The sequence below is a fragment of the Nocardia sp. NPDC056100 genome, from assembly GCF_042266325.1.
Taxonomy (GTDB): Bacteria; Actinomycetota; Actinomycetes; order Mycobacteriales; family Mycobacteriaceae; genus Nocardia.
Window position 1 is genome coordinate 863,230 of the sequence record NZ_JBHJVY010000004.1, and the last position, 13,095, is coordinate 876,324.

Below are 13,095 nucleotides of genomic sequence, written 5' to 3' on the forward strand. Positions count from 1 at the left end.
CCGGCCGCTGGGCCCCATCCGAATCGGGTGGGGCTCAGTTGGTTTCGGGGGTGAGGATGGCTCGTTCGACGAGGGTGTGGACGAGGTCGGCGGCTTGTTTTTCGTCGAAGATGCCGGGGAGGGTGAGGCGTTCGAGGATGAGCCAGTTGAGGGCGAGGTAGAGGATTACGGGGGTTTTCTCGTCGCCGGGCATGCCGTAGTCGAGGTGGTTGCGGATATTGAAGTCGAGGTCGGCTCGGACGCGTTCGGTGAGCAGGGTTTGCAGTTCGGGGCGGCGGGTGGCTTCCAGGCGGAGTTCGAGGATGGCCAGGTAGCCGGTGCGGAACTGGTAGACGCGGTTGACGACCTCGGTCATGAGTTCGGTGACGGTTTCGCGGGAGCGCAGGCCGTGCAGTTTGGCCATGGTGTCCTCGGACGGGACCAGGCGCTCGTAGTAGCGGTGGCCGACCTGGACGAAGAGTTCATCGCGGTTGGGGAAATAGTTCGAGGCGGTGCCCGCGGGCACCCCGGCCTCCTTGTCGACCGCGCGGAAGGTCAGGCCGCGGGCCCCTTCTCGGGCCAGGACCTCGATCGATGCGTCCAGCAGGGCCTGCCGGCGTTCCGGGTTTGTACGAACCACTTGACACCACTCCATCCGTAGTACTACGTTTCAAATCACTTCGAACACAGTACTACACCCGAGGCGGTTTGAATGCGCAAGCAACACGGCACCTACCCCACCCGGAACAACCAGTCGCGTTTCGTGACTCGCCCGCTGCCGCCGCGCACGGTCGCCAACCCCAAGGGCGGCTATCCGCGGCACGGCCGGTCCGGCGCGCGATAGCGCCCGACCAGCGGTCCGACCGCCCCGGGTTGCGGCGAACCCGGGGCATACCGAAAAGTCTTTCGCCGAAGCAGGTATCGGCTCGAATGGGAGATTGAGTAATGAGCGACGTGATCATCGTGGGTGCGGGTCCGACCGGACTCATGCTGGCCGCCGAACTTCGCCTGGCCGGAATCCGGCCGCTGGTGCTGGAGCGGCAGCCCCGGCCCCGGGACACCCCCAAGGCGGGCGGGATCGGCGGGCAGATCCTGGAACTGCTGCGCTACCGCGGTGTGCTGGAGCGCTTCCAGGCCGCCTGCACCGATCCGATTCCGGCCCCGCGCTTTCCGTTCGGCGGGGTGCACGTGGACCTCACCCAACTCGAGGGCAACCCCATGCACGCGCTGCCGCTGCCTCAGCAGCAGCTGGAGCGGGTACTGAACGAATGGGTCGATGAACTCGGTGTCGACATCCGGCGCGGACATCGGGTGCTGGGGGTGGAGCAGGACGCCGAGGGCGTGCGCGTCGATGTCGAAGGCCCGGACGGGACCTACCGGCTGGACGCCCGCTACCTGATCGGCTGCGACGGGGCGCGCAGCCGAGTGCGGGAACTGGCGGGAATCCCGTTCTCCGGCACGGTCTATCCGGAGGTGAACCGCCTGGCGCAGATCACCGTGCCGGAGTCGGTGACCCGGCTCGACAACGGTGATCTGGAGGTTCCCGGATTCGGCACCGTCCGTTCGGGTTTCACGCGCACCGAGCGCGGGCTGTTCGGTATGGCGGCGGCTCCCAATTCGGATTCGCTGTCCGTCTACACGATCGAGGACGAGGACGCGGAATACGACGATGACGTTCCGCTGACCGTCGCGGAACTCCAGGAGAGCATCCAGCGCGTACTGGGTGCGAATCTGCCTGTGGCGCAGACATATCGGCTGTCGCGGTTCACGTTCAAGGCGCGTCAGGCCGAACGCTACCGGGAGGGGCGGGTGTTGCTCGCGGGCGATGCCGCGCACCTTTTCCCCGCCACCGGCGTCGCGCTCAACGCGGGCATGCTCGACGCGGTCAACCTGGCGTGGAAACTCGCCGCCGTCGTCGACGGGCGCGCGTCCGAGCAGCTGCTCGACACCTATCACGAGGAGCGGCATTTCGCGGGTGCGCGGACCATGCTGCACACCCAGGCGCAGGTGGCGCTGCGTCGCGGCCACGATCCGGCGGCGGAGGCGTTGCGCGCGGTGTTCCAGGAACTGCTCACCGATGAGCAGCCGCTGCGCCGAATGGGCGCGTTCATCGCGGGCAGCGATATTCGGTACCCCCTGCCGAATCCGAACAACCATCCGCTGACCGGTGCTTTCGCACCCGATCTGGAGCTGCACGCCGATGACGGCATCCACACCGTCGCTGACCTGCTGTCCGCGGCCCGGCCGATGCTGCTGATCCTCTCCGATCGCGCGGATCTGGCCGAGATCGCCCGGGAATGGCTGCCGCACCTCGAGATTCGCACCGCGAAGCTCGATGATCGGCCCGCCGACGCGCTACTCATTCGGCCCGATGCCCATATCGCCTGGGCGGCGGCCATCGATGAGCCGATCGCGGCCGCCGAGCCCGCCCTGCGCGCGGCATTGGAAACCTGGATCGGAACGCCCGGGCAGCGCTGACCGGGGCGTATTCACGGTGCGTACGCGCTGACATTGACATACCACCAGGCTCGCAATACCGTAGGTATTCGAATACTGGTGGTATCCAACGAGGAGGTTGGGTTAAGTCGTGCGTGCGTCCCGTGAGCCGCGCATTGTGATCATCGGCGCCGGGGTTTCCGGAATCGCCAGTGCCATCACCTTGCAGCGCAATGGATTCCATGACTTCGTGATCCTGGAGAAGGGATCCGACGTGGGTGGGGTGTGGCATTGGAACCACTATCCGGGGCTCACCTGTGATGTGCCGTCGCAGCTGTACCAATTCGGGTTCGCGCCCAAGGCCGACTGGTCGCGAATCTTCGCGCCCGGCCCGGAGATTCAGCGATATCTCGCCGATGTCTTCGAGGAATACGGGCTGCGCCCGCATCTGCGGGTGAACGCGGAGGTCACGGCGGCGACCTTCACCGGATCGGGCTGGCGGGTCGAAACCGGTGACGGGACCGTCCACGAGGCCGATTTCGTCATCGCCGCCACCGGTGTGCTGCATCATCCGGCTATGCCCGAGCTACCCGGTCTGGATGAGTTCACCGGCGAGATACTGCATACTGCCCGCTGGGACGACTCCGTGGCCACCGATGGCCGCCGTATCGCGGTCATCGGCACGGGATCGACCGGCGTGCAGGTGGTTTCGGCCCTGCAGCCGAAGGCCGAGCACATCACCCATTTCGTGCGCAGCCCGCAGTGGGTGATCTGGGCGCCGATGCGCCTGCCGCAACCGCCGCTGCTCGGCGCGGTGCTGGACCGGTTGCCGCAGGTCAACAAGGCCCTCTATCAGGTCGGCATGACCGGCGCGCGAGTGTTCACCGATGTCGTCACCCGCCCGAGCTGGCGCCGCCGCACGGTCCAGGAATACGCCCGCCTGAGCCTGCGCGCCCAGGTGCGCGACCCCGAACTCCGCGAACAACTGACCCCCGACTACCAGCCGCTGTGCAAGCGACAGGTGTTGTCCGGCAGCTACTATCGCGCCCTGCGCGCCCGCAACGCCGAACTGATCACCGACGGCATCGAGGCCGTGACACCCACCGGAATCCGCACCGCCGACGGCCGCCACCACGAAGTCGACATGATCGTCTTCGCCACCGGCTTCAAAGCCCACAACTACATGCGCCCCATGAATCTGGTTGGCCGCGAAGGCATCTCGATCGACGACGCCTGGGCGAAAGGCCCCCGCGCCTATCGCATGACCGCCATCCCCGGCTTCCCCAACCTCTTCACGGTCCTGGGCCCCAATTCACCCACCGGCTCCATCCCCCTGCACCACGCCGCCGAGGTGACGGCTCGCTACATCACCGCGTGGATCCACCGTTGGCGCACAGGCGAATTCGACACCGTCGAGGTGACCGAGGCCGCCACCACCCGCTTCGAACAAGAAGTAACCGAAGCTCTGACCCCGACAGTCTGGAACACCGGCTGCAATTCCTGGTATTTCACCGAGGGCGGCAGCATCGACCTGCTCCCCTTCGATCGCGCCACCATGGAGCAGATGCTGGCCGTCCCCGACGACAACGATTTCCACCTGCGCGACGCCACCGCGAACTGAGGCTCCGCTCTCCCGCCGCCTCCCGAGTCCCCGGCTCGGGAGGCCCGTCGTTCCCAGCATTGGGACGCGCCGAGGCCGCGGATATCCGAACCCGGACCCCGCCCGAAAGCGCGGCTGTGACCGGGCGATCTGGGGGTTTCGGGGGGTTCGGAAACACGTCGGGCGCGACACGCTTATCGGGGAAGTAAATTTGCGCGCTGCCTTCCTTGTTGTGAGCCCTTGTTCCGCTATCGTTCATCGCACTGTTCGATGCTGCTACTGGCGCGCCAAGGCTGATTCGTCGATTCCGGAGCACTCGGCCGGTTGGGCACTGTCCGAAGCGAGCCCCGACCGTATCCGAAAGATCGAGGGAACGTGCCTGTACCCCTTACTCTTACTGGCCGTCTGGTACGGCTGGAACCCCTTGCGCCGCAGCATGCTTCGGGTGTAGCGGAGGCAGCTCAGGGGAATCGAGACGCATATGGGTTCACACCTGTCCCACACGGTGTGGACGAAGCGCTGGATTATGTGGCGCAGGCATTGGCCGGGCATGCCGCCGGGACCTCGCTGGCGTTCGCGATCATCGCGGTCGCCAGTGGACGGGTGCTGGGGTCGACCCGGTTCACCAGATTCGACTACTGGCAGGGGCCGATGGTGTGGCCGCTGGTGCACGGGCTACCGCCCGGCGACCCCTTGATGGCGGTGCCCGACGCCGCCGAGATCGGCAATACCTGGCTCGCCCCGGACGCTCGCGGGGCGGGTATCAACCTGGAATCCAAGCTGCTGCTGTTGCAGCACGCCTTCGAGACCTGGCGGGTGCGCCGCATCAGCATGCGGGCCGATGTACGGAATACCCGCTCCCGCTTGGCGATCGAGCGACTCGGGGCCACCAGCGACGGGGTCCGGCGCGCGCATTCGCGCGGGCTGGACGGGGAGGTGCGCAGCACCGCCTTCTACTCGATCCTGGACGAGGAGTGGCCGACTGTCCGGGCCACCATAGAAAGACAGCTCAGCGCCCAGCCTGCCCGTAACAGGCTGATCGACGCTTAGTTCCGCGACTATAATTCCGAGTGTCGCACTGGTCGGTCGCCGAGGAGATCAGTCCGAGTCGGGTGACTCGGCGGCCGGCAGGATCTCGGATGAATAGTCAGCAACCGGGCGCGGGGTCGCGTTATGCGGCCCCTCTTTCTCGAAGGAGAAGCGCATGCCCGACCCCATGGCCACCAAGGTGTATCTCGCCGACAAGGTGTCCGGCGCTCCCGCGCTCACGCTCTTCCTGGTTCCCGAACCACGCGTCCCCGGCGCGGCCATGCTGCACCTGCTGGAGCAGACGCCGCTGACCGGCCGCATACCCCGCCCCAATGCCACGCTGGTGGACTGGCTGCAGGTGCATTGCACCCCGGCGGTCCGCACCCGATTCCTGGCCTTCCGGCCCGGGATTCACGATCCGGCCAGGGTGCGCGCGGTCCTGCACGATCACTTCATCGCCGATCCGGCGCCGATCGGACTGGACCTCGACGATCCGGCCGAACTCACCCGCCTCGCGCTGCTGCCCGAACACGCCCTGGGCGCGCGCCGCGTCGACGACTTCCACGATCAGGCGGTGCGCACCGCCATGCTCGCGGTGTACCGGCATTTCGGCGTGGATCGCCGCATACCGCTCATGTACCACGGCTTCGCCGAGCCCGAGGACGGCTGGTTCGAGGAGCCCGCGGCGCAGGCGTGAGGGCGTGAGCCCGGCGCGGGCGTGAGCCCTATTCGGCGGGCACCACCGTCAGCAACGACCAGGGTCGCCGCGGCGCCTGGAACTGGAAAGTCTGCACGTACATGCGCCGCTCCTCGCGGGTGGCGGATTCGCGCATGAGCATGGTCCGCTCGATCTGCGGGTCCGGGTCGGCCTCGTTGTGCCACAGGCGATCCCATTCGGGCGCGCGCCGGCACAGGTTCAGGATCTCGTCCCGGCGTTCGGGTGCGACCAGTTCGGGTCCGCTGCCGCGGAAGGCCGAGATCATGATCTGCGCCTCGGCTTCCCAGTCGCCGAGTCGGTACCGTGCCATAGGCTCCAGCATGATGGCGGTCAAAAGATTGGCGCCGGGGCCGGTACCCGGAAACAGTTGGCGGAAGGCGCTGTTCGCGGCCACTACGTCGAAGGCGCCGTCGTGCAGGCACGCCGGATGCGTAAGTGCGTGCAGCACTGCGAGATCGGCGGGCGGGGGCCGGGAGGGGTCTAACACTCTGAGCAGTGTGCGGTACACCTCTTGCGGTTCACTTCGTATTGGGTTAAGAGGGATAACAAGACTGGGTACTGTCGCAGAATTTCTGCCATATTGATGATCCTGTTTGGTTTGTTAGTGAAGTGGGTATCGGGGGTGTTTCGGCGCGATGGCGGTCACGCGGATCGGTGTGCTGGGTCCGCTGCACATCAGTATCGAAGGTCAGCGGGTACCGCCCGGAGCGCCGATGCAGTGCGCGGTGCTGGGGCGGCTGGTGGCCGCGGGCGGCCGGGTGGTCCCGACCGACCGGCTCATCGACGACCTCTGGAGCGGTGACCCGCCCGCCAAAGCCGTTGCCGCGCTGCAGGTCTACATTCACAACCTGCGCCGGGTCTTCGAACCCGACCGGCCGCGCCGGGCGCAGTCCCGCGTCATCGTCTCCGAATCACACGGGTACGCGCTGAATCTCGAACCCGAACAGGTCGACTCCTGGTATTTCGAGCAGCTGCTGCACGGGCACGAATCGGCCATGCGCGATCCGGCGCTGCGCCCCGATCCGCTGGAACAGGTGCGGGTGCTGGACGCCGCACTGGCCTGCTGGCACGGCAGCGCCTTCGAATCGTTCGCCGGAATGTCCTGGGCGGTACAGGAAACCGCCCGGCTCGGCGCGCTGCGGCTCACCGCGGCCGAACTGCGTGCCCAGGCCGCGCTGGAGATGAATCGGCCCGCCGAGGTGGTGCTGGCGCTGCGACCGGTTTTCGCCGAACATCCCGGACGCGAGGAATGCGCGCGGCTGCTGGCACTGGCGCAGTACCGACTGGGACAGTCCCTGGACGCGCTCGCCACCGTGCGGCAGTGCCGTGAATTCCTCACCCTGGAATTCGGCGTGGATCCCGGACCCGGACTGCGGGACCTGGAAACCGCCATCCTCACGCATTCGGTGGACAGCGAACCCATCACACCGCCGGTGATCATCCGCCCGCCCGAACCGGAACCGGCGCACCCGCCGGATCCCTTGCTGGACAGCGGTTACCGCGAACAGCGCACCGGCCTGCTGGACGCCGCCGCCACCGCCGCCACCGGACAGGTGCGCCTGGTCTGGCTCTCCGGCGAGGCCGGTGCGGGCAAGACCACCCTCGCCGCCACCCTCGTCGCGCGGCTGGCCGAACAGTCCTGGACCACCGTATTCGGGCGCTGCCCGGAGGTGGAGGGCGCGCCGCCCGCCTGGGCCTGGGCCGAAGTACTCACCGGACTCGACGCCGCCGATCCGGAAACCTACACCGCCGCAGACGCTTTCACCCTCGCCCGGCGGGTGGTGCGATCCTGCCGGGAACGCTCGGCGGGCGGACCCGTCGCCATCGTGCTGGAAGATGTGCACGGTGCGGACGCCGCCACCCTGCAGGTGCTGCGGCAGGTGGTGAACTGGCTGCGCGATCGCCCCATCCTGATCGTCGCCACCCTGCGCGGCACCGAAGCCGGACCGGGGGTGCGCGATACCGCCGCCGCCCTGGCGCTTTTCACCGCCGAGCGCATCGAACTCGACGGCCTGGATCTGGCGGGCACCCGCAGCGCCGCGGCCGCCGCCGGACTCACCACCCTCGACGATCGCACCGTGGAACTGCTGCGCCGCCGCACCGGCGGCAATCCGCTCTTCGTCCGCGAACTCGCCAAACTCGTTGCCGGACAGGGCAGCACCGACGCCCTACCGGACAGCGTGCGGGATCTGCTCGGCCGCCGCATCGCGCAGCTGCCCGATCAGGTCTCCGAACTGCTCCGGCATATGTCGGTCTGGGGTGAGCACAACGACGTCACCACCCTCGCCGCCTCCGCGGCGCACACCCCGGACACCCTCATCGATCTGATCGCCACCGCCGAGGCCGCTCGCCTGCTGCGCACCGAGCGCAGCGGCCGCATCGCCTTCGATCACGCATTGGTCCGGGAAACCGTCTACTACGACATCCCGGTGCTGCGCCGCTCCCGAATGCACTGGGCCGCATTCGAATTGCTGTGCACCAGACTGCCGGGCGGCGCCGCGACGGGGACTCCCGCGCCCATGGACGCGCTCGCGCACTCCGCCGCGGTATCGCTGGGCGCGATAGCGCCGCTGCCCGAGTTCACCGCCCGCACCCCGGCGACGGCGGGGGACACCGCGCTGCCCGGCACCGATATCGACGCCCTCGCCCATCACGCCGCCCTCGGCGCCAACGCCGAAACCGCTGTTCGGGCACTCGAATTCGTGCGCGCGGCGGCGCGGCGCTGCGTGGAGCGGCGCATGCGCGCCGATGCGGTGAGCCGCTGGCGATCGGTGCTGGCACTGCATGAATTGGCCGGGCACGCGCTACCGGAGGCGACCCGGGAGTACCGTGTCGCCGTGCTGGAGGCCCGCTGCGAACTGGTCACCGCGCTGGCATACGACGGTCAGCACGTGGAGGCCCGCGCCGCGCGCGAGCAGGCGCTCGAACTCGCCGAAACCCTCGGCGGCGCAGAGCTGTTGGCGCGCGCCGCCACCTGCTGGCCGACCCCACTGATCTGGTCCGTCGACGATTGGCACACCCCGGATCCGCGCATTCGCGAACCGCTGCGACTGGCGCTCGAGGATGCGGAACTTCCGGTCACCACGCGTATTCGAGTGCACATCACCACGGTTTTCGATCGTGCGCTCGATGATCGGGACGCCGCGGCCGCCGCCGCCCGCGCGGCCAGCGCCCTGGCCGCACCGCTGCCCGATCCGGATCTGCTCTGCGCGGTATTGAACGCACAGGCCTTCGCCGCCTTCGCCAATGGCGGCTTCCTGCGCGCCGACGAGCTGAAACGTCATGCGGGACGGATGCTTCGGATCGCCACCGACGCCCGGCTCACCGAATTCAGCGCGCTGGCACACTATCTGCTGTTCCGCGTCGCACTGGCCGACGCCGATCTGGTGGCCGCCGCCGAACACGCGCGCAGCGCGGGCGAATACGCGACCGACGGCCAGCTGCGGCATCTGCTCGACGCCATCGCACCCTTCGATATGGTGCTGGAACTGTTGCGCGGCAATACCGACGCGGTGGAATTGATGCTCGCCATGGAACCCCGCTCCGCCGACGACATCCTGACCGAGCCGGGCGTCGCCGAACCCGCCCGTGAACCCAACGCCCTGCACATCGGCATCGCCATCTCACTGGCCTGGCAGCGCAATGACATGTCCGGCTTCGTCGACGAGATGCGCGAACGCGCCGCGATCAAGCCCGAACTGTTCGTATACGGCTACGCGCTGGCCCTGGTCGACTCCGGACAGGAGGAACTCGCCCGCCAGGTATTGCGGGACGCCGGTCCACTGGCCCCGCAGTTCTGGACCACCTTCAGCTCGGTGCGCGCCCGCCTGGCCCTCGCCCTGCGCGATGACGTCTGGGCACGCGAACTGTACGACCAGCTGCTGCCCTACGCGGGCACCATCGCCGGATTGGAAACCGGCGCGACCGTCCTTGGTCCCATGGACGACAACCTTGCCGACCTCGCCGAATTCCTGGGCGCACCGGAAATCGCCGCCGCGCACCGGGATTCGGCCGAACGTCTGCGAGCGCGGCTCGAGGTGGACCTGGCCCTGCTCGCCGAACGCGGTGGCCAGCACCGCGTTCCGCCGCGCAGCGACCCGGTGCGCGGTGGCACCCGAGGACAGATGTGCCGCGTCCCCGGCCACTCGGACTGACAACCGCACGGGCCTCGGGCTGGTCGCGGCAACCCGAGAGGCGCTCGGCCCGGGCAATGCGTGCCGGGTTCGGGCGGGAGTTGTGGAGGTGTTGTGTGCATGGGAACCCGGGGCCGACGCGGGGCGTCAGACTGGGTAGCGGCTGATCTTCGGCCGGATTCTGGGGAGGGATCGTATGACCGTGCAATTGGAACGGCCGGTGCGCAGGCGCAAGCGGCGCTGGCCCGCGGTGGTGGCGGCCGTGCTGGTGCTGCTGGCCGTGGGCGGGGCGGCGGGAGTGCGCTGGTGGCAGGACCATTCATCGGATTACGCCATCGCGGGGGACCGGTTGCGGAGTTTCCCGGCCGTGGATCGCACCGGGCTCGATGAGACGCAGCTGCGCATTCTGGATGTCACGAAGCGGGAATTCGGGCGGCAGCCGGGCGGGGAGACCTATGCCGAGGGTGTGCGAGAGGCGTGGTGCGCGGATTTCGTCAGCTGGGTGATGCGCGAATCCGGCCGGCCGCTGGACAATCCGAATTCGGGGTCCTGGCGTATTCCGGGCGTCTCCACCCTGGAGGCGTACTACCGGCAGCAGCAGCGCTTCGAGGAGCCGGGATATCGCGCGCATATCGGCGATGTGGTGATGTACGCGGCGGGCAGTGTGTTCAGCCAGCACACCAATATCGTCATCGACGCCGATGCCGACTCGATCACCACGATCGGCGGCAATGAATTCGGCAAGATCAGCATTCATCGCATCCGTCCCGCCGAGGTTTCCGGGGTCGTCGGATACGGCCGATTGTGAACAGTCCAGTTCCACATTTTGGAAAAGCAGGCGCGCGAGGGTGGGACTCCGAGACTCTTCCGCCTACGATGGTCTCGGCGGCGCCCGGCAGCGTCGCCGATTGGTCCCTGTCCTGCTGCCCCCTCATCGGCAGGACAGGGATCCCCGCCCGACGAAAGTAGCTGGATGACTCCGTCCGACGAGCCGACCTGGATCGATTACGCCGAATTCGGCGAACGTTTCGTGGCGGCGGCGGTCACGGAATCCCGCATCGAGGCGGCGGTCTCCGGAATGGCCGGGCGCGGTATGACCATCGGACCATTCAGCATCGGCCCGGCGGGCCTGGCTCGATTCGTCGCCAAGGGCAGCGTCGGCAAACCCACCATCATCCGGCGCGGCCCGCATGTGCACTTCGATGTGGCGCTGCCGGTGAACTTCCGGGTCGACGTCACCCTCGGCGGTCAGCGATTACGCCTGGAGGCGGTCGTCGACATCGATCTGAAATTGCACGCCCGCACCGCGGATCCGCTGCTCATCGTCATCGATATTCCGCCCGTGACCGGCCGCGACGTCAGTTTCGTCATGCGTGCGCAGGCCATCGGCGCGGCCTTCGATCTGCTCGTCGACCCGATCGCCAAACTGGTGCAGAACGAGGTCGCCAATCGCATCAACGGCATCCTCGCCGATCCGGACGCCCAGCGCGGGCGCACCTTCGACGTGGAGGCCATTCTCAATGGCAGCCGCTCGCCCTATCGCGGCTCGCCCGCGCACGCGTGGATCGGCTACGGCGAATTCGGGCACCGCTTCTTCGAGCGCATCGTCACCGTCGACCGGGTGCGCGAGGTGGTGGAAGCCATGGCGGGCAAGCCCATCGAGGTCGGCCCGATTCGCACCGGACCGGGTAACAAGGCGCAGGTCGCGGTGCACGGCACGGTGCGACTGCCGCGCATCGTGGAGTCCACGCATCTGCCCGCACCGTCGCCGCCGGAGCCGGTGATCGCGGAATTGCCGAAGGTGGAACATCATCCGATGCCCGAGGCGGACACCCCCGATAAATCGGATCTGGTGACCTTCGATCTGACGATTCCGGTGAGCCTGGACATCACCGTCGATGTGCTGCAATCGAATCGGTACAGCGCCGAGGTGCAGGTACCGGTGGCGCTGACCGCCCGCGCCGCCGATCCGCTGCTGATCATCATCGATGCCGCGCCGCCCGCGGCCGAGGACATCGAACTCGAGCTCAAGGCGCAGGGCCTGCGCGCCGCCACGCTCGGCAAATTGGCGGGTATCCGCAAACAGGTTGTCGCGCAGGTGGCGTCGGTGGTTCGCGCCGAGGTTGCCGATGCGTCCCGCCGCACCATCGATGTGGGCGCGCGGCTCGACGGCACGCGGGTCTGACCCGGATTTCTTCCATTTCCGATGTGCCCGATTGCGCACGTATGGGACTAATGATGCTCATGTGCCGTGTGTGTCTGGCGATTCCAATGTGAATATGGTGAAATGAGGGCACGTCAAAGGCTCCCGGCGCACGGATGACCCTCGGGTCATCGGGGAAGGTGCGCCGGGCACGCCGCAAGAGTTCTACCGGTCACGGGCAAGCTCTCTCGGTGCGCACGCGATCGGCATGTTCGGTCAGCGAGTGTGCGAAGGAGTCCCGCGATGCGTCTGTCCCGTGCCCGCAATGCTCTCTCCGACCGCGCGGTGGGCCGTCGCGGATTCCTGCTCGGCAGTGCGGCCGTGGCCGCCGGTGTCACCGCCGGATTCACCCTGCCCGCCCCGATCGCCTCGGCGCGGCAACAACTCGGCACCCTGCTCGATTACGCGGGTGGCGTCCCCGATGTCGACGCGATCAGCGATGACGGGCATATGGGCGTCATCCGCTATGTCTCGGACCGCCGTCCCGGCGCGGAATGGATGGCCGGAAAACCGCTGCTGGCAAGGGAAGTCGATGCGCTCCGCAGTGCCGGACTATCGGTGGTGTCCTGCTACCAGTTCGGCAAGGGACCGACCGCCGACTGGCGTGGCGGCTTCGAAGCCGGAGTCCAGCACGCCACCCGGGGCCTGGTGCTGCACAAGGCCGCGGGCGGACCCGATAACGCGCCCATCTACGCCTCGATCGACGACAATCCCAGCGACGCCGACTTCGAGTCCATGATCGATCCGTACCTGCGCGGCTGGGAAACCGTCCTGGGCCGCCCGCGCGTCGGGGTCTACGCCAATTCGCCGACCATCGACAACATTCGCGACGCGGGCCTGGGTTCCTACTTCTGGCAACACAATTGGGGCACCCCGAAGGGGTACGTGCACCCGGACGCCCACCTGCACCAGTTCGAGATCGACAAGCGCTCGGTGGGCGGCATCAGCGTCGACGTGAATTCCGTCCTCGCCCCGGCCTACGGGCAGTGGTGGTAAC

11 protein-coding genes are annotated in these 13,095 nt (G+C 67.8%); 9 read left to right on the plus strand and 2 right to left on the minus strand.

What is annotated here, in order from left to right; translation table 11 throughout:
- Positions 1 to 34 precede the first annotated feature (34 nt).
- Positions 35 to 619 carry a TetR/AcrR family transcriptional regulator gene (locus ACFC0O_RS34400; protein WP_375965471.1) on the minus strand — a complete coding sequence of 195 codons (585 nt, stop codon included), beginning with the start codon at positions 617 to 619 and terminating at the stop codon, positions 35 to 37.
- 72 nt (positions 620 to 691) lie between these two features.
- Between ACFC0O_RS34400 and ACFC0O_RS34405 the strand changes: the two genes are divergently transcribed.
- From ACFC0O_RS34405 to ACFC0O_RS34425, 5 genes are all read left to right on the plus strand, one after another.
- The gene (locus ACFC0O_RS34405) at positions 692 to 823 is read left to right on the plus strand and encodes a hypothetical protein (protein WP_375965473.1); all 132 of its coding nucleotides are present in this window, start codon (positions 692 to 694) and stop codon (positions 821 to 823) included.
- A gap of 101 nt (positions 824 to 924) precedes the next feature.
- Positions 925 to 2,457, plus strand: a complete 1,533-nt coding sequence (locus ACFC0O_RS34410) for an FAD-dependent monooxygenase (RefSeq protein WP_375965475.1) — start codon at positions 925 to 927, stop codon at positions 2,455 to 2,457.
- A gap of 109 nt (positions 2,458 to 2,566) precedes the next feature.
- On the plus strand, positions 2,567 to 4,036 hold the full coding sequence (locus ACFC0O_RS34415) for a flavin-containing monooxygenase (protein WP_375965477.1): 1,470 nt from the start codon (positions 2,567 to 2,569) through the stop codon (positions 4,034 to 4,036).
- A gap of 354 nt (positions 4,037 to 4,390) precedes the next feature.
- On the plus strand, positions 4,391 to 5,065 hold the full coding sequence (locus ACFC0O_RS34420; RefSeq protein WP_364640142.1) for a GNAT family protein: 675 nt from the start codon (positions 4,391 to 4,393) through the stop codon (positions 5,063 to 5,065).
- 154 nt (positions 5,066 to 5,219) lie between these two features.
- Complete coding sequence (locus ACFC0O_RS34425; protein ID WP_375965480.1) at positions 5,220 to 5,741, plus strand: hypothetical protein; 522 nt, start codon at positions 5,220 to 5,222, stop codon at positions 5,739 to 5,741.
- 28 nt (positions 5,742 to 5,769) lie between these two features.
- Here the strand turns inward: ACFC0O_RS34425 and ACFC0O_RS34430 are convergent, their stop codons facing one another.
- The gene (locus ACFC0O_RS34430) at positions 5,770 to 6,249 is read right to left on the minus strand and encodes a hypothetical protein (RefSeq protein WP_375965483.1); all 480 of its coding nucleotides are present in this window, start codon (positions 6,247 to 6,249) and stop codon (positions 5,770 to 5,772) included.
- 148 nt (positions 6,250 to 6,397) lie between these two features.
- Here ACFC0O_RS34430 and ACFC0O_RS34435 point away from each other — a divergent pair, with 148 nt between their 5' ends.
- The 4 genes from ACFC0O_RS34435 (at position 6,398) to ACFC0O_RS34450 (ending at position 13,094) form a co-directional block, all read left to right on the plus strand.
- Complete coding sequence (locus tag ACFC0O_RS34435) at positions 6,398 to 9,916, plus strand: BTAD domain-containing putative transcriptional regulator (RefSeq protein WP_375965485.1); 3,519 nt, start codon at positions 6,398 to 6,400, stop codon at positions 9,914 to 9,916.
- 175 nt (positions 9,917 to 10,091) lie between these two features.
- The gene (locus ACFC0O_RS34440) at positions 10,092 to 10,703 is read left to right on the plus strand and encodes a CHAP domain-containing protein (RefSeq protein ID WP_364640131.1); all 612 of its coding nucleotides are present in this window, start codon (positions 10,092 to 10,094) and stop codon (positions 10,701 to 10,703) included.
- Between the two features lie 165 nt (positions 10,704 to 10,868).
- On the plus strand, positions 10,869 to 12,080 hold the full coding sequence (locus tag ACFC0O_RS34445; protein ID WP_375965488.1) for a hypothetical protein: 1,212 nt from the start codon (positions 10,869 to 10,871) through the stop codon (positions 12,078 to 12,080).
- A 261-nt stretch (positions 12,081 to 12,341) separates the two neighbouring features.
- Complete coding sequence (locus ACFC0O_RS34450) at positions 12,342 to 13,094, plus strand: DUF1906 domain-containing protein (protein ID WP_375965490.1); 753 nt, start codon at positions 12,342 to 12,344, stop codon at positions 13,092 to 13,094.
- Position 13,095 lies beyond the last annotated feature (1 nt).